Source organism: Corynebacterium sp. HMSC08A12, assembly GCF_001807485.1.
In the GTDB taxonomy this organism is placed as follows: domain Bacteria; phylum Actinomycetota; class Actinomycetes; order Mycobacteriales; family Mycobacteriaceae; genus Corynebacterium; species Corynebacterium evansiae.
On sequence record NZ_KV789188.1, the window covers coordinates 141663 to 156891 of the forward strand.

At 64.0% G+C, this 15229-nt stretch carries 18 protein-coding genes and 1 pseudogene; 12 read left to right on the forward strand and 7 right to left on the reverse strand.

The window, feature by feature from the left end:
* Positions 1-32: 32 nt before the first annotated feature.
* Positions 33-524, reverse strand: a complete 492-nt coding sequence (locus HMPREF3166_RS08025) for a MarR family winged helix-turn-helix transcriptional regulator (RefSeq protein WP_070488644.1) — start codon at positions 522-524, stop codon at positions 33-35.
* Between the two features lie 47 nt (positions 525-571).
* Here HMPREF3166_RS08025 and HMPREF3166_RS10015 point away from each other — a divergent pair, with 47 nt between their 5' ends.
* Genes HMPREF3166_RS10015 through HMPREF3166_RS08035 form a run of 3 tightly spaced genes read left to right on the forward strand, consistent with a single transcriptional unit; the run spans position 572 to position 1743 of the window.
* Complete coding sequence (locus tag HMPREF3166_RS10015; RefSeq protein WP_246816970.1) at positions 572-748, forward strand: YceI family protein; 177 nt, start codon at positions 572-574, stop codon at positions 746-748.
* A 60-nt stretch (positions 749-808) separates the two neighbouring features.
* Positions 809-1336: a fluoride efflux transporter FluC gene (locus HMPREF3166_RS08030; protein ID WP_083293848.1), complete on the forward strand. Its 528-nt coding sequence runs from the start codon at positions 809-811 to the stop codon at positions 1334-1336.
* Complete coding sequence (locus HMPREF3166_RS08035) at positions 1333-1743, forward strand: fluoride efflux transporter FluC (protein ID WP_070488595.1); 411 nt, start codon at positions 1333-1335, stop codon at positions 1741-1743. Before HMPREF3166_RS08030 ends, HMPREF3166_RS08035 begins: the two co-directional genes overlap by 4 nt.
* Before the next feature lie 35 nt (positions 1744-1778).
* Here HMPREF3166_RS08035 and HMPREF3166_RS08040 read toward each other — a convergent pair whose 3' ends face one another.
* A complete protein-coding gene (locus tag HMPREF3166_RS08040; RefSeq protein ID WP_070488597.1) occupies positions 1779-2282 on the reverse strand; it encodes a hotdog fold domain-containing protein in 504 nt (167 codons plus the stop codon).
* A 142-nt stretch (positions 2283-2424) separates the two neighbouring features.
* Between HMPREF3166_RS08040 and trxA the strand changes: the two genes are divergently transcribed.
* A complete protein-coding gene (gene trxA / locus HMPREF3166_RS08045; protein WP_035003598.1) occupies positions 2425-2796 on the forward strand; it encodes a thioredoxin in 372 nt (123 codons plus the stop codon).
* Positions 2797-2819: 23 nt separating this feature from the next.
* Here trxA and HMPREF3166_RS08050 read toward each other — a convergent pair whose 3' ends face one another.
* On the reverse strand, positions 2820-3878 hold the full coding sequence (locus tag HMPREF3166_RS08050; RefSeq protein ID WP_070488599.1) for an NAD(P)-dependent alcohol dehydrogenase: 1059 nt from the start codon (positions 3876-3878) through the stop codon (positions 2820-2822).
* A gap of 221 nt (positions 3879-4099) precedes the next feature.
* Here HMPREF3166_RS08050 and HMPREF3166_RS08055 point away from each other — a divergent pair, with 221 nt between their 5' ends.
* From HMPREF3166_RS08055 to HMPREF3166_RS08070, 4 genes are all read left to right on the forward strand, one after another.
* Positions 4100-4675: a DUF6230 family protein gene (locus HMPREF3166_RS08055; RefSeq protein WP_049050577.1), complete on the forward strand. Its 576-nt coding sequence runs from the start codon at positions 4100-4102 to the stop codon at positions 4673-4675.
* Positions 4665-5729: a DUF6114 domain-containing protein gene (locus HMPREF3166_RS08060; protein WP_070488601.1), complete on the forward strand. Its 1065-nt coding sequence runs from the start codon at positions 4665-4667 to the stop codon at positions 5727-5729. The genes HMPREF3166_RS08055 and HMPREF3166_RS08060 overlap by 11 nt, the downstream gene beginning before the upstream one ends.
* 120 nt (positions 5730-5849) lie before the next feature.
* Positions 5850-6659 carry a PspA/IM30 family protein gene (locus tag HMPREF3166_RS08065; RefSeq protein WP_035003594.1) on the forward strand — a complete coding sequence of 270 codons (810 nt, stop codon included), beginning with the start codon at positions 5850-5852 and terminating at the stop codon, positions 6657-6659.
* 96 nt (positions 6660-6755) lie between these two features.
* The gene (locus HMPREF3166_RS08070) at positions 6756-8339 is read left to right on the forward strand and encodes a DHA2 family efflux MFS transporter permease subunit (protein WP_246816971.1); all 1584 of its coding nucleotides are present in this window, start codon (positions 6756-6758) and stop codon (positions 8337-8339) included.
* Positions 8340-8343: 4 nt separating this feature from the next.
* Here HMPREF3166_RS08070 and HMPREF3166_RS08075 read toward each other — a convergent pair whose 3' ends face one another.
* Complete coding sequence (locus HMPREF3166_RS08075; protein ID WP_049050579.1) at positions 8344-9072, reverse strand: alpha/beta fold hydrolase; 729 nt, start codon at positions 9070-9072, stop codon at positions 8344-8346.
* A gap of 73 nt (positions 9073-9145) precedes the next feature.
* Here HMPREF3166_RS08075 and HMPREF3166_RS10355 point away from each other — a divergent pair.
* Positions 9146-9319 (forward strand): annotated as a pseudogene (locus HMPREF3166_RS10355) (HTH domain-containing protein); the annotation flags it as partial.
* Between the two features lie 66 nt (positions 9320-9385).
* Positions 9386-9841, forward strand: a complete 456-nt coding sequence (locus HMPREF3166_RS08080) for a helix-turn-helix transcriptional regulator (protein WP_246816978.1) — start codon at positions 9386-9388, stop codon at positions 9839-9841.
* A gap of 31 nt (positions 9842-9872) precedes the next feature.
* Here the strand turns inward: HMPREF3166_RS08080 and HMPREF3166_RS08085 are convergent, their stop codons facing one another.
* The 3 genes from HMPREF3166_RS08085 to HMPREF3166_RS08095 all read right to left on the reverse strand — a co-directional run bounded on the left by HMPREF3166_RS08085 (position 9873) and on the right by HMPREF3166_RS08095 (position 12511).
* Positions 9873-10631, reverse strand: coding sequence for a decaprenylphospho-beta-D-erythro-pentofuranosid-2-ulose 2-reductase (locus HMPREF3166_RS08085; protein WP_049050580.1), 759 nt, complete (start codon positions 10629-10631; stop codon positions 9873-9875).
* 32 nt (positions 10632-10663) lie between these two features.
* Positions 10664-12076, reverse strand: a complete 1413-nt coding sequence (locus HMPREF3166_RS08090) for a decaprenylphosphoryl-beta-D-ribose oxidase (protein ID WP_070488603.1) — start codon at positions 12074-12076, stop codon at positions 10664-10666.
* Positions 12077-12196: 120 nt separating this feature from the next.
* On the reverse strand, positions 12197-12511 hold the full coding sequence (locus HMPREF3166_RS08095) for a hypothetical protein (RefSeq protein ID WP_371327270.1): 315 nt from the start codon (positions 12509-12511) through the stop codon (positions 12197-12199).
* A 36-nt stretch (positions 12512-12547) separates the two neighbouring features.
* Between HMPREF3166_RS08095 and HMPREF3166_RS08100 the strand changes: the two genes are divergently transcribed.
* The gene (locus HMPREF3166_RS08100; RefSeq protein WP_070488606.1) at positions 12548-13360 is read left to right on the forward strand and encodes a hypothetical protein; all 813 of its coding nucleotides are present in this window, start codon (positions 12548-12550) and stop codon (positions 13358-13360) included.
* Between the two features lie 24 nt (positions 13361-13384).
* The gene (locus tag HMPREF3166_RS08105; RefSeq protein ID WP_141741152.1) at positions 13385-14839 is read left to right on the forward strand and encodes a hypothetical protein; all 1455 of its coding nucleotides are present in this window, start codon (positions 13385-13387) and stop codon (positions 14837-14839) included.
* The last annotated feature ends 390 nt before the right edge of the window (positions 14840-15229 follow it).

Consider the following 15229-nt stretch of genomic DNA (forward strand, 5'->3'; position numbering starts at 1 on the left):
GCGGGGCATCCGCGCGCTGCCCCGCGCCGCGCCTAAGGCTGTTCGTTCAGCTTCGCCAGGATCGAGTAGAACTGCTCAACTTCCGTATCGGTCAGCCGGTCAAACACCAGCCCGCGCACCTTCGCCACGTGGCCGGGCGCAGCAGTAGTGATCGCGTCGAGACCTGCGGGTTCAAGGACGACGAAGGCCCCGCGCCCGTCGGCGTCACAAGTTTCGCGGCGCACAAGACCGCGCTTCGACATGCGCGTGATCTGGTGCGATAGGCGCGAACGGCTCCACTGCATCATGTTCGCCAGCGCGACGATTCGCTGCTGGTGGTTCGGCGATTCCGAAAGATGCACCAGAACCTCGTAGTCGGACAGGGATAGGGAAGTTTCCGCTGCCAGCTGCTGCACCAGCTCGGCATTGATCTGGATGTGGGCGTTGAGCCACGCTCGCCACACCTGCTGCTCGCGGCTGCTCAGCCACGGGGTTCCCGCGTTGGCATCCGCATCTTGCGGAGAAGAGGTGTTTTCTTGTGTCATGTGCACCATTATCGCACATCAGTCAATATGGTGGACACATCAACTAAGTGGACGTAGGTTGGGACCCAGCGCATCAAGAGAAGTACCCACACATCACCTTCACCTCCACGGACATCACCGCCGCCGGCGAGACCGCCATCAAGGTCACCGGCGACCTGACCATCAAGGACGTCACGAAGCCCGTCACCATTGACTTCGACATTTTTGCCGTCAAGCAGGGCTAACCCGCCAGCCCGGCGGCGTGACTGGCCGTTTAATCCAGTTGCCTGGGTAATATTGCACCCATGAAACGCCTTCCGCCCATCGCCCTGGTCTTCCTCGGCGGCGCGCTGGGGGCGATTTTTCGTTGGGCACTGACCGTTTGGATCCCCGCGCTCGGCGACCCAACGCGCGTCCCCGGCGCGGCCACTCCGCTGAATGTCACCGGCGGAATCCCCCTCGGGGATATTGCATTGCTGGTGGTCAACGTCCTGGGAGCACTCCTGCTGGGCCTTCTGGTCGGCATGATCCCGGATTCCGCCCACCCGCGCCGCGCGTTCTGGGGCACGGGGCTGCTCGGCGGTTTCACGTCGTTTAGCTCGCTCGCTGCGGCTATTGACGCCCCCACCGACTCAACTACCGCCGTCCTCATCGGGGGAGCCTACGGACTGGTCACGCTGGTGCTTGGCCTGCTTGCGGCTGCGATGGGGCTGCGCCTCGGGCGGGATTTGAATGAGCTGGCGCGGCTACGGCACGGGGGCAGTGCAGCCCAAGTAGCCAGCGGCGCCGGTGCTGACCCTGAGGCCGCGCCGGGGGATAGGGGCACGCGATGAGCACCGGAGCAACCCTCGTGGAGCTGCTGGCCGTCGCCGTCGGCGGCGGAACGGGCGCGGCCGCCCGCTATGGCCTGGACACTTACCTGAAGTCCCGGCGCGGCTGGGCACCCCTGTGGAGCCTGGCGGTGGTGAACCTCCTCGGCACCGCTCTACTGGGCCTGATCCTTGGCTTCACCTCGCAGCACTCGACTGGCAGCGGGGTTGGTACGGCCGGGGACATCCTATTCCCCCTGATCGGAGTGGGTTTGGCCGGTGGGTTCACCACGTTTTCCACGGTAATGGTGGAGGTCTACACCCGGCCCCAACCCGGCCGCCGCATCGTCGGCGTGGTGGCGATGACCGCCGCCTGCTGCGCGGTATTCTTCCCCGCGCTCTGGGGCGGGGCGGCGCTCGCGGGCGCCTAGCCTGCCGCGATTTACGCGGCAGCGCCTAGCATCTGCTACTTCTTGGCAGTGACCCAGATGTCGATCTCCGCGTAGGTGGATTCCTTACCTTCGTCGTCGGCGAAGTGGATCGTCACCGTCACGGTCTGCCCGCCGGATTCCTTGGTGATCTTCTCGAAGTCCGGCAGCTCGGCCGTCGCGGTGGCCGTCAGGCTGCCCTTCGTCTTCTTCAGGTACTTCGTGCGCATGCCCTGCGGCAGCCAGCGGTGCGTGTTGGGGACGGACGCCTCAGCCAGCATCCCCATCGCAAACTCCGCCACATTGCAGGCCGCAATGGCGTGGAAGGTTCCGATGTGGTTATTCAGCAGCCACCACTTCTTCGACTTCACCTGGCAGTAGCCCGGTCGCAACTCCTGCAGGCGCGGTTGTACGGTCAGGAAGTAAGGCGCCTTAGCGCTGGCTGCCAGCGAAAACAGGCCGTTGCCAAACGGCTTCTTCGCAAGATTCTTGTACATTTTGAAAGTGCTAGACGGATTCGCGTTGGCGTCATAAATAGACATAGTGAGAACTCTAACGTGGAATAAAGCGTGCGTTGCGTAATGTTGGAAAAACATACGCGCCCCTTTTAACGGTGCGCAGTGACAAAGCAGTGACAAAGCAGCGACAAGCTTTGAACGAAGCAATCAACCCGAAGGGAAAGAAATGGCGACCACTGAAATCACCGGAGCAAACTTCCAGGAAACCGTACAGGGCGACGGCATCGTCGTACTGGACTTCTGGGCAGACTGGTGTGGTCCGTGCAAGCGCTTCGCCCCGATCTTCGAGCAGGCCTCCGAGGAGAACCCGGACGCCGTGTTCGGCAAGGTAGATACCGAAGCCAACCAGGAGCTTTCCGCGGCTCTGCAGATCCAGTCGATCCCGACGCTGATGCTGTTCCGCGACGGCGTGCTGCTGGCTCGCGAATCCGGCCTGCTGCCGGGCAAGGCCATCAACGAGCTGATTGCCAAGGCCAAGGAGCTGGACATGGACGAGGTTCGCAAGCAGATCGAGGCCGAGCAGGGCGAGGCGCAGTAAGCGCTCAGCGCGCCCGGAGCGCGCTACAACGTGTTGACGTCGATGACGAAACGGTAGCGCACATCCGAATCCAATACGCGCTGGTAGGCCGTGTTGATCTCCTCTGCCGGGATGACCTCCGCCTCCGCGGTGATGCCGTGGGCGGCGCAGAAATCAATCATCTCCTGGGTCTCCCGGATACCACCGATAGCGCTGCCCGCCACGGAGCGGCGCTTACCGATCAGCGCACCGGCGCTGATCTGCATCTTCTCCGGCGGTAGCCCCAGCATCACCATGGTTCCGCCACGCGCCAGGGTGGAAATAAACGGTGCCGGATCCAGCGGGGCGCTCACCGTATTAATGATTAGGTCGAAGCTCGCCCTGAAGGGCTTGTGCCAGTCCTCCTCCTTGGTGGCCACGTAACGGCTGGCACCAAAGGCCATGCCGTCGGCCTCCTTAGACTTCGAGTGGCTCAATACCGTCACGTCCGCGCCCATCGCCGCAGCCAGCTTTACCGCCACGTGCCCCAGGCCGCCCATGCCGACGACCGCCACGCGGGAACCTTCGCCCACGTCCCAGTGCTTCAGCGGGGAATACGTAGTAATTCCAGCACACAGCAGGGGAGTGGCCGCCGCGGCCGCATCCGACTCCAAGTCGGCGAAGGCCTTCGGGATGCGGACCAGGAACTCCTCGCGACACACGATGTGGGTGGAGTAACCGCCCTGCGTGATCGTGCCGTCGAGGCGGTCGGGCGCGTTGTACGTGCCGGTCGAACCGTTCTCGCAGTAGTTTTCGTCGCCTTCGCGGCAGGCATCGCAATCTAGGCAGCTATCCACCAGGCAGCCGATGCCGACCACATCGCCGGGGCGGAAGTTCTGCACCTCCGTGCCAACCTCGGTGACCTCGCCGATGATCTCGTGGCCGGGGGTCATGGGGAAGTTATCGTGCGGCCAATCGCCGTTCACGGTGTGGATGTCCGAGTGGCAGATGCCCGCCCAGCGGATCTTGATGAGGCAGTCGTTGGGGCGCAGGTCGCGCCGGGAAATTGTGGATTTTTCCAGCGCCTCGCCGGCGCCGGGGGCTGAGTAGCATGCAACGTCCATGTTCCCCAGGCTACGCAGGTCCCACGTGGGCGGTGTTCGCGTGCGGCGCGCACGTGTGTAGCTCGCGCACAGGCCTCCCGCGTGCGCAGCGCGGATTCGCACAGCCTGTGCTGGGGTGCGGGCAGGCGCGGCCTAGAGGGCGTCAATAAAAAGAACGGCGATTCGCGCAACGGTGCCACTGCGGGGATAATGCGTAAGGGCTTTACAACAGGAGGCACGAAATGGGACGGATCAACGGCAAGAAGGCCGCAGTGGCGCTGACCGCCGGGCTGGTCGGCTTCGCCGGTACCGGAATGGCCGTGGCGAAGGGCGGAATCTCTGCGAACTTGGCGCTTTCCGGCTCTTTCTTCACCGTGACGATCGGCGGCCTGTCCGGGCAGGATTTCTCCCTGTTCATGGATAACGATGCGAAGGGCGATGATCACCTGCCCGTAGCGCGCGTGAAGATTAAGCAGGCGAAGGCTTCTGACCTGTGCCTTTCCACAACCGTGCCGGACCTTCCCGCCGTTGGCGAGGCCACCCTTTCGCTGCGCGCCAACGGACAGAACAGCGTTGATGCGGACGATCTGATCGTGGGCTCCACCGACATTAAGGGCAGCCTGCGGATGGCCGACCCCAACCTTGGTATTGACGCCAGCCAGGTCAACCCCGAAGCGCCGGACGACGCCTGGGGTCTGCACTCGAAGGACGTGCAGATTGTGGCGGAGAAGATCATTGCCACGTCGGTTGGGGCGAAGCAGCTGAACGTTTCCGGAGTGGAGGCGAGCGTGCGCCGAGGAACCGAGAATGCCTGCTAAAGGGCGGTTAGCGCGCTTCGCCGAGTGGCGCCGCAACCGACCGTTCGTGCCGGGGCTGTTGGTGCTGCTTTCGGGTGTTGTGATTATGACGCCCGCGTATCTGACGCTGCGCATTTCCGACCTTCTGGTGATGATCTCCACGCTGTCGGGGGTTTCCACGCTCTTCCTGGGCGCGGCGCAGATCATGTTCGCACTGGGGATTTGGCTGAAGCCTGCCACGGCTCCCTACCTGGGGGTTTTCGCCATTTTGGTATCGCTGGTGGCGCTTCCGGCCTCCAATATCGGCGGGTTCTTGTTGGGTTCGCTGTTGGGTATTTTCGGCGGGGCGTTTGCCCTGGCGTGGGAGTCGGGGGAGCGCAAGCCGAAGAAGACCCGGAGCAAGAGCTCCGGGGGCGGCGCCGGCGGCGAGACTGAGGCCGAGGATGCCGAGAGCGAAGCCGATACCGAGGGCGAGCCACGTTCCGACAGGGGCTCCGACGGCGGATACTCCGCGACCGTGGCGGCCCTGCTGGTGGCGGTGGGGATCGCGACCGGCGTGGGCATCCTGAATGCGAATGCCCCGTACAGCGTGGCGCAGCCAGCGCGCGTGGGCGACGTCGGCCAGGTCACCGCAGATAACGTGACCTTCAAGGGGAACGTGCGCGTCGGCGTGGACTCCGTGGGTACGGAGCAGGGCGGCCGCGACCTGCTGCGCATCACCGGCGACCGGCTGGAGATCAAGAACCTGCAGATCAAGCTGCCCGGACAGTGGGGCGACGGGCTGATGCAGACCGGCCCGGATGTGGAGACCTACGTGATCGAAGGCCCCGTCGTGGTGGAGGCTACGTCCCTGGAGGCCGTGCCCGCGCTGGCCGAGATCTCCACGGTGCCGGTGAAGGTGGACATTTCCGCTGGTGCTGGGGATGTGCTGCACCAGCTGGGTCTAGTGCCCAGCGAGGCGCCGATCCCGGACCCGGTGATGGAGGTCGTCTCCCTGAAACAGGTGAAGCTGGACCTGATGCACCTGACCGGGCGGGATATGAACGCCCCGGTGGTTCACCTGTACCCGCTTTAGCGGCGGGCTAACAGCTCGACCGCCCCGCGCGGAAAGTCAGTACGCTGGGATGCAGTTAACTTAAGCAAACAACTACATCTCGAATAAGTACCGACTACATACCGACACAGGAGTTTCCCCATGGCGAATCCATTTTCTAAGGGCTGGAAATACTTGATGCAGTCCCTCGACACCAAGATCGAGGAGAACGCGGATCCCCATGTGCAGATCCAGCAGGCCACGGAAGCGGCCCGCAAGCAGCACCAGCAGATTTCCGAAAGCGCAGCCCGCGTGATCGGTAACCGTAACCAGCTGGAAATGAAGATGAATCGCCTGCAGCAGGATGCGGAGAAGCTCGCGGGAAACGCCCGCACCGCCATTCAACAAGCCGATAAGGCCGCGGCCGACGGCGACCAGGCAAAGGCCAACGAGCTGAACCAGACGGCAGAGCTGTTCGCATCTCAGCTGGTCACGGTTGAGCAGCAGCTTGAGGAGACCAAGCAGCTGTACTCCGGCGCGGAAGAGGCCGCCCGTCAGGCGCAGCAGCAACAGCAGCAGTCCGCCGCCCGCCTCGAGGATCAGATGGCGCAGATCAACCAGCTGCGTTCCCAGGTGGATCAGGCCAAGATGCAGGAGGCCACCGCGAACTCCATGCAGCAGATGGATGGCCTGGTGCAAAACGATGACGTGCCGACCCTGGACAGCGTGCGCGAGAAGATCGAGCAGCGCTACGCTCAGGCGCTCGGCAGCCAGGAGCTCGTCGAGAACTCCGTGCAGGGCCGCATGACGGAGATTGAATCCGCTGGTAACGACATGCGCGCCAGCTCCCGCCTGGAGGAAATCCGCGCCCAGCTGAATGCCGAGAACGGTGCGAACGGCGCGAACGCCCTCGAGCAGGGCGAGGGCAACGGCGATGGCACTGGCGAGGCTCAAGGCGAGCTGGAGCGCTAACCCGCTAACCCTCTGCGACCAGCAAACCTGGTGTAAAGTATCCAAGGTTCGCGGGTGCACCAATGCGCCCGCCTTTTACATCGTGGAGGGATACTTTTGTCTGAAGAATCTATTTCTGACGCCACCAACTCCGACCGCGCGGAGCACTCCGTCCCTCCCGGCGAGCCCGCGCCCGGCGCAAAGCTCCTAATCGGTGTGCTCGTCGCCGCGGCTTTCGTGGTGATTCTCAACGAGACCACCTTGGCCGTGGCTTTGCCCGTTTTGATGGGAGAGTTTGGCGTCACCGCCGATGCAGCGCAATGGCTGACCACAGCATTCATGCTCACGATGGCCGTGGTCATCCCGATGACCGGCTACATCATGCAGCGCTTCCGCCTGCGCTCGATCTACGCGACGGCGCTGACGACCTTCCTGGTCGGCACGGTGCTCGCGGCCGCGGCGCCGACGTTCCCGATCCTGCTGCTGGCGCGTGTGATCCAGGCCAGCGGCACGGCGCTGGTGATCCCGATGCTGATGACCACCATCATCCGGCTGGTTCCCATTAACCGCCGCGGTGCGGTATTCGGCCTGGTCTCGGTGGTTATTGCGGTGGCTCCGGCGCTAGGCCCGACGTTTTCCGGCGTGGTGCTGGAGGCTTTGGGATGGCGGTGGATCTTCATCCTCGTCGCCCCGCTGGTGCTGATTTCCCTGGTCGCGGGCCTGTTCCTGGTGAAGAACTTCGAGGAGCCGAGCCGCCCCTCCCTGGACGTGCTCTCTGTTTTCCTCTCCGCATTCGGTTTTGCGGGCCTGGTGTACGGCCTGGCCGGCCTGTCGGAGCTGGCCGATGGTCTGCCGGTGCAGCGCCTGATCATCCTGGCTGCGGGCGCGGTGATCCTGGCGGTATTCTTCCTGCGCCAGCGTTCCCTGGAGCGCAGCTCTAAGCCGGGCGCCACTCCGCTGTTGAACCTGCAGCCGGTGCGTGTGCGCGAGTACAACCTCTCGCTGGGGCTGCTGCTGTTTACGTTCTCCATGCTCTTCGGCTTCATCATTCTGATGCCGCTGTACGCGCAGAACGTCGCGGGCCTGTCGGAGCTGAAGACCGGCATGGTTTCCCTGCCCGGCGGCCTGGTTATGGGCCTGCTGGGGCCAGCGGTCGGCCGTGCCTACGACGCGCGTGGCGCCCGCCCGCTGATTATCCCGGGCAGCATTTTGATCACCATCGGCATGATGGGCTTTGCCGCCCTGGAGCAGACGGAGCACCTGTTTTCTTGGGTTGGTTCCGGCACGTGGCCGGCGTTTGTGCAGCTCATGCTTGTTACGGTCGTGTTGAACTTGGGCATTGCTTTGATGATGACGCCCCTTATGTCCAACGCTCTGGCGGCCGTTCCGGACTCTTTGGCTTCCCACGCGCAGGCAATTTTGAATACTTTCCAGCAGGTTGCCGGTGGCGCGGGCACAGCGATTTTCGTGGCTGTGATGACGTTCGCCTCCACGCGCTACGCCTCTAGCCATGCGGCGGAGTTGGCAGGCCTGGGTGCCACGGATCCTGCACTGGCTGAGGCGCAGGTGGTGGGCCAGGGCATCCACGTGGCGTTCCTGGTTGCGGCTTTCGCCTCGGTCGTTCTGATGGTGGCCGCGGCGTTTGTGAAGCTGGATGCGCGGGAATCCGCGCACCCGGGGGCACCCCAGGAGGTCGCTTAGGTAGTTATCCCGCAGTGTGGCTGATTACTTTGGCCAATGCATCGGGACGGCTCCACATCGGCCAGTGTCCGGTGGGAAGATCAATAACGTCGATATGGTCGAGCCGGGCTACTTCAGCGAACATGGCGTGTCCCTCTTCGGCCAACTCCAGTACTTGCTCACTTGGTATAGAGCAGCACACCATCGTGGTCGGCACGCTGAAGCGGTCATTGTTGGTTAGTTCGACCGCTGCACGCATGACAGGTCCCGGTTCGGCGACGGCTTTCTCTCGGAAGCGCTGGAGGTGCTCTGCGCTAAGGCCTTTAAGACTGGCCTGTTGACCGAGCTCTTCGAAAGAGGGTAGGGGCACCTCCGCGACCGACTCGGGGAGATCCGGGGCGAAGACGCTACCGGGTAAGACGGGACCGGAGTCGACCCACACAACCCGCTGGATCAGTTCCGGGTGTCGATCGATGACGACACTGACCGGAGCATTAGCACCGCTGTGTGCGACGAGAACTACATTGCCTCCTTGCGCGTCGACAACTGATTGGATCGCCGCGACTTGCTCCTCGAGAGTCCTGTTTGCGCGCTGTGGGTCTTGATCGTCGAGGCCGGGAAGAGTGATGGGAATAGCCTGCATGCCGTTGGATGTCAGCTGTTCGGCGACTTCGTCCCATGCCCATGCCCCAAGCCAATGACCCGCGACCAGGATTATCACGGGAGGGGTCTTTTCCTGCTGTTTTGATGTCATGGTGCCATCATGGCAGTGCTGTTGGACAGCAGTGTGTCACTATTTATGTCATGAATTTTGAACGGGCAATTCCATGAAGCGATCCGAGCGTCTTCACGCTCTCGCAGATGTTTTGCGGCGTAGCGGTTCCCGCGGAATTAGTGCTGAGCGCTTGGCAAGCGAGTTTGAGGTGTCGGTCCGCACCATCAAGCGTGACCTAGCTGCGTTGGAAAGTGCCGGACTGCCCATCTGGTCGCGCCCTGGTCCGGGCGGTGGATATGGTCTGGTCCCAGGTGCATCGCTTCCCCCGGTGCGGCTGTCCCCGACGGAGGCAATGGCCTTGTTGGCTGCGAGCGTATCGACCGATGCGCCGTATGCCGACCTGGCAACAACGGCGGCAGAGAAGATCGTCGAGGTTCTTGATCCTCGGACGCGACAGCAAGCTGAGCGCCTAGCTGAGCGCGTGTGGGTTAATCCTTCTGCTGCTTCGTTGAGGACGACACGCTCTGCATTGGAGCAAGCGATGACGGACCAAAAGGTGGCTCGGATTCAGTACGTCACCAGCGAGGGGGTCGAAACCTGCCGCGATGTTGAACCGGTGCTGTTCGCCTTTACCGACGGGCGTTGGTATCTGGTCGCATGGTGCCGATTGCGATCAGCGATCCGTTGGTTCGCGCTGTCACGGGTGAAGAAGGCCGTTGTTACCAGTGAGACTTGTTCTGGTCACGACATCAAGGAGGTTGGCATACCGCCCGTCCATGCGCGAAGCGTCAATCCTCATCACTGGTAAAACAGCCGATCAACGGTCCTGGACAGTACAACTACAGCGGCAGCTTGCGCAGGATCGGCAGCGGCAGGTGCTTCAGGATCAGCATGATCGGGCGGAACAGGGGGTGCACCCAGATCAGGGACTTGCGGTTATCCACGGCCTTGGCGATGGCCTTAGCCACGTCTTCCTTGTCCACGGTCAGCGGCGCGTCCTCCAGGTCCTTGGTCATGTTGGTGCGCACCTGGCCCGGGCGGACGGTCAGCACGCGCACGCCGGTGCCACGCAGGGCCTCGTTCAGCATGCGGTAGAAGCCATCCAGGCCAGCCTTGGTGGAGCCGTAGACGAAGTTGGAGCGACGGACCATCTCACCAGCAACGGTGGAGAATGCCACGATCTGGCCGTGGCCCTGCTTCTTCATGTAATCCGCCAGCAGCACACCAACGGAGACGGCGCCGGTGAAGTTCACCTGCGCGGCCTGCACGGCCAGCTTCTGGTTGGTCCACTGCTTCTCGTTATCGCCCAGGATTCCGAACGCAACGATGGCCAGGTCCACGTCGCCGTGGCTGAAGATTTCCTCGAAAACCTGCGGGTGGGAATCGAAGTCCACTGCGTCGAAGGTGACGGGTACGACCTCGCTGGCACCGGCGGCGTTCATGCGTGCGGTGGCGTCATCCAAAGACTCGCCAGCACGGGCGGCCAGGATCACGCGCGCGGGGCCGCGGGAGAGGAACTCCTCGACGACGGCGAGACCCATGTCGGACGCGCCGCCGAGCAGCAGGATGGACTGGGGTTTGCCAACGGCATCAATCATTGTGACTCTCTTTCGGGTGGGTGGGGATGCGACTAGAGCTCGAGGCGGCGGGACATGTCGGAGGCGAAAACCCCCGTCGGGTCAATGCGCTTGCGGGTGGCCAGCCAGCCGGGCAGGCCGGGGTACATCTTGTGGAAGTTCTCGGCAGAGGTGCGGGACTCCTTGGCCAGGTACAGGCGGCCGCCGAACTCCATCACGCGACGGTCCAGATCATCCAGGAAGGCGCCCAGGCCCGGCTTGATCGGGAAGTCCACGCAGACGTTCCAGCCCGGCATCGGGTAGCTCAGCGGGGCCTTGTTGCCCTCGCCGAACAGCTTGAATACGTTCAGCGCGGAGTAGTGGCCGGAAGCCTGGATGTCGCGGATGATCTCCTTGAACGGCTCCACGGCCTCCGTCGGCACGACGAACTGGTACTGCAGGAAGCCCTTGGAACCATAGCCGCGGTTCCACTCGCCGATCAGATCCAGCGGCTGGTAGAACTGCGTGAGGTTCTGCACCTGGTTGCGGTACTCGCCGGACTTCAGCCACCACAGCTCGCCGATAGCCACCATGGACAGCTTGTTCATGGTGAAGCTCGGGAAAATATCCGGCACGGTCATCAGCTGCGGGGCCTTGAACTTCAGCGGATCCTTCGCCAGCTTCGGCGCGTATTCCTTCAGCTGGTCCAGGGTTGCCAGGGAGCCGCGGGAGATCGCGGCGCGGCCCAGCTTCGGCTCCGGGCTGATCGCGTCGAACCAGGCGGAGGAGTAGGTGAAGTTGTGCTCCGAACCATCGGAGTGGAACGCGATGGTTTCGTCCAGGGAGTGCGTCATGTCGCCATCGGCGATGAAGTACGCGGTCTCCGTCTTCGTCATCTCAATCGTCGCGCGCAGGATGATGCCGGTCAGGCCCATGCCGCCGACGGTGGCCCAGAACAGCTCGCCGTCCGGGTCGTCCTCGGAGCCCTCCGGGGTCAGGTGCAGCACGCGCCCGTCGGCCACCAGCAGCTCCATGGAGCGAACGTGGTTGCCGAAGGAACCCGCGGAGTGGTGGTTCTTGCCGTGAATATCCGGGCCGATAGCGCCGCCAATGGTCACCTGGCGCGTGCCGGGCAGCACCGGCACCCACAGGCCGTAGGGCAGGGCGGCCTTCATCAGCTGATCCAACGTCACGCCCGCATCCACGTCAACGAGGGCGGTATCGGGGTTGATGCTGTGGATCGTGTTCAGCTGCTGCATGTCGATAACGAGCCCGCCGGCGTTCATGGCCGGGTCGCCGTAGCTACGGCCCATGCCACGGGCGATCACGCCACGCTGCAGGTGGCTGGGCTTATCCGCATTATCGTCGGCCACGCGCGCGACGGCGGCGGCAATCTGATCGACATCCTGCGTAGACAGAACTTCGGCGGTCGTGGGGGCGGTGCGACCCCACCCGGTGAGGGTACGAGTGCTGGTGTGCAATTCCATGTTCTCTACCCTAGCGCCCGGGTGCGACAACCCCTGGGCGCGGCGCCGCGTGGGGCTCAAGTTGCCAGCGTTTTCGCAGTTGCGGTGTGGGCGGCGTCACTAAGAAAAGGCGAAAAAGAGCTAGTAGAGCTCCATGATCTGGCGGATCTCCTCCGGCAGCTCCTCGGGCTCGGTGATGGTGGGGCCGTCGTATTCGCGCAGGATGTCGCGCACGCGCTGGCGGCTGGTGCTGTCGAGGATGGGCAGTTCCTGGGCCATGAGGCGCGTCATGAACTCGTTGAGCGGCAGGTTCGTGCGGGTGGAGGCCTCGTAGCTGCTTTCCTTACCGACGCCACCGACTCGCACCGGTGCACTCCTGTGCTCCTGCTCGGCGGGGGAGAGCTTGGAACGCTTGAAGAGTTTCGCGGAGGCGGGGAACCTATCAAAAACAGCCATGGGGAAGATCATAGTCGGTGGTAACCTCCAATAGCGATGAGCACAACTGCCCCTGAAAGCACTGCCGCCGAGTCTGGTGCCGCCGCGAGTACCGCGGCCCCCGGCGCGGACCCCGCGGGCTCCGGCGCCACTCCCGGCGCGCCCGAGCCCGTCCGCTACGACCCGATCATGGTCGTGGCCGCCGCAGGCCCCGCCGACGATCCCACTTTCGCCATCTGGCAGGTGGAAACCGACCCCGACGTGCAACTTGGAGACTTTTCCGGCGCCTGGCTGATCGACGGCGCAGGCATCCACGGCTTCGCCGCCAGCGCGGATTGGATCGAGGGGACCGACGACCGCGCGGCCATGCTCGCCGCCCTGCTTCGCTATCCCGTGCTGTTTGTGGGCGACGAGGCGGCGGCGAAGGTGCTGCCTAGTGACGTTGCGCTGGTTGATGTGGCGGCAACGGAGGTCGCTCTTAATGACGCCCTCACCTCCGCCAAGCAGTACTTCAGCGCCGAGTTCCCGGGGGAGAAGCAGCCGGCGTGGGGGAGCTTCCGTACGTTGGCGGAGTTCCGGGAGGCCGAGGTCGGCGCTGGCGGGGCTGGTGGCGGCGCGGGTGCTGCCGACGATAGCGCTGGTGCTGGCGCGGAGGGAAGCGCGGGCGCGGGCGAAGGGGAAGCAGAGTGCGCCGGAAGCGAGGCCGAGCGCGAGGCCGTGGCGACGGCGCTGCAAGAGGCCGCCGCGCTGCGCGGCTGGATCGCGCAGTACAACGCATTCGACAAGTTGCGAGTCCGCCGACTTGGCCCTGTGATCAGCGAGTTTGTGACTGCTCAGACGCTTCCGCTGGTTCTCGCCCAGCGAGGTTAGCCGGGCGCCATTACGCTTAGGTGCATGAATCGCTCATCGCTTTATGGAGCCGCCGGGGGCTATGAATCAGCCGGCGGTTCCACTGCTGCGCGAGCGAACGGGAACGGCGGCGCGGAGGCCACGGATGCATCAATCGCGGGCGGGAGCGTGATCTCCCTGTCGAAGATCCGCACCTCCCGGCGCGATGGTGCCGGCGGGGCGGAAGCTAACGCCGAGGGGGCGGAAGTGCAGGAAAGCCTGGGGGTTATGTCCACACCGGGGGCGGGGGCCAGCAGAAACAACGGAGCCCACACCACAGTCTTCACCGTGGTAGTGGAGCACCATTTCCCGGGAGTGGGAAGATACTCCCGCCTGCTCAGCGTCTCCGGCGCCATGAGCGTGGCCGACTTCGCCGACGCGATCCTCACTAGCTTCGACTGGCCTGAATCCGTGAATCGAGTCCCCGAGGCGCACCCCACTCGCTACGTCGCGCGGGCGGAGCGCGGCGCCGGCGCGGCCTCTGCCGCTGACACTGGCGCCGCCGACGCGCCCGCGGCTGACACTGCTACCAGCGCCGACACCACCACCGAGCTAACCTGGAGTTTCCGCGCCCGCACTGCTGGCCGCGTGCGCGTCTACGCCAAGGGCGCAAACTCCATTGGCACTGCTCTCGGCGACATTTTCCGCCGCGGGACCATCGGCGTGCTGAAGGTAGGCCGCTACGACTTCAGCGTCAACGTCACAGACACCACCACCCGCCACGAGGAAATCGAGCTCGCCCCCACCAGCTCCCCCTTCGACGCCTCCTTCGACGCGCCGGGCGAGCCGGATGCCGAAGCAGTGCTCCTGGCCGCCGACTTCCTCGCCGATACGGAAGGCGATGCGGCTGAGGCGGGTGGCGTCAATAAGAATCAGGAAGACGAACTCGCCGCGCATCTGCACCCTGCGGGCATTCCGGCGCGCGTGGACATCACGGAGGTCAACGTGGCGCTGGCGGGCGAGGACACCGTCGAGCAGATCCTCGCCGAAACCGACCCTGAGCTGCGGGAACTTCTGCACGAGCGGGCGCTGTACGAGTTCATTCCGCTGCTGCAGGCGCTGGATTTGGAGCGGCCGGCGAACGTCACCGAGCATGCCGCTGAGCTGCTGGCTGACGCGCCGATCGAGAAGAGCAAGATCGGGCGCGCGGCAGCGTGGGCGCGGATCATCGCGCTGTCCACGTTGGTGGATTCGGAGGTCGACGAGGTCAGCGAGGCTTTCATGTCGGCACTCGGCTTCACGCGCGCGGATGCGAAGCTGCCGCCGACGGATACTGCCTTGGGTACTGACGCCCTCAGCGCCAGCGAGATCAAGTGGCTGTCGCGGCGGACCGGGCGCATCTTGGCGCAGGTGGGGGCGTGCAAGTGGGAGCCTCAGCCCGATGACCAGGCGGTTCCTTTGGTTCCGCAGTGCTCGCTGCTGGACCGCTTGGAGATGTACCGCTTCGTCCTGCAGCGCTAGCTGGGCTGCAGCGCTGGCGGGGCTGCTGCGCTAGTTTGGCCGGGGGCTGCTGCTGTAGTTTGCCCAGCTTGGCCGGGCTTTGCCTGGTGTCCGGCTGGTCAGAATGTCGCTAGATCGGGAATACGTCGGCCAGGGCAGGTCCACCAGGGTGCCTAGCGGAATGGAATGTCGCTAGATCGGGAATACGTCGGCGCCCGCGGAGCTCCGCAAAAATACACAACGCCCTGACCTGCGGCTTTGCGATTTTGCAAACCGCTCCCATTAACCCATTCCCGTTTTAACGACATTTTCCCCAACGACAGTCCCCCGGAACTCGAATCGTGGGCTCGGAATGTCGCTAGATCGGGAATACGTCGGTCAGGGCAGGTCCACCAGGGTGCCTGACGGAAT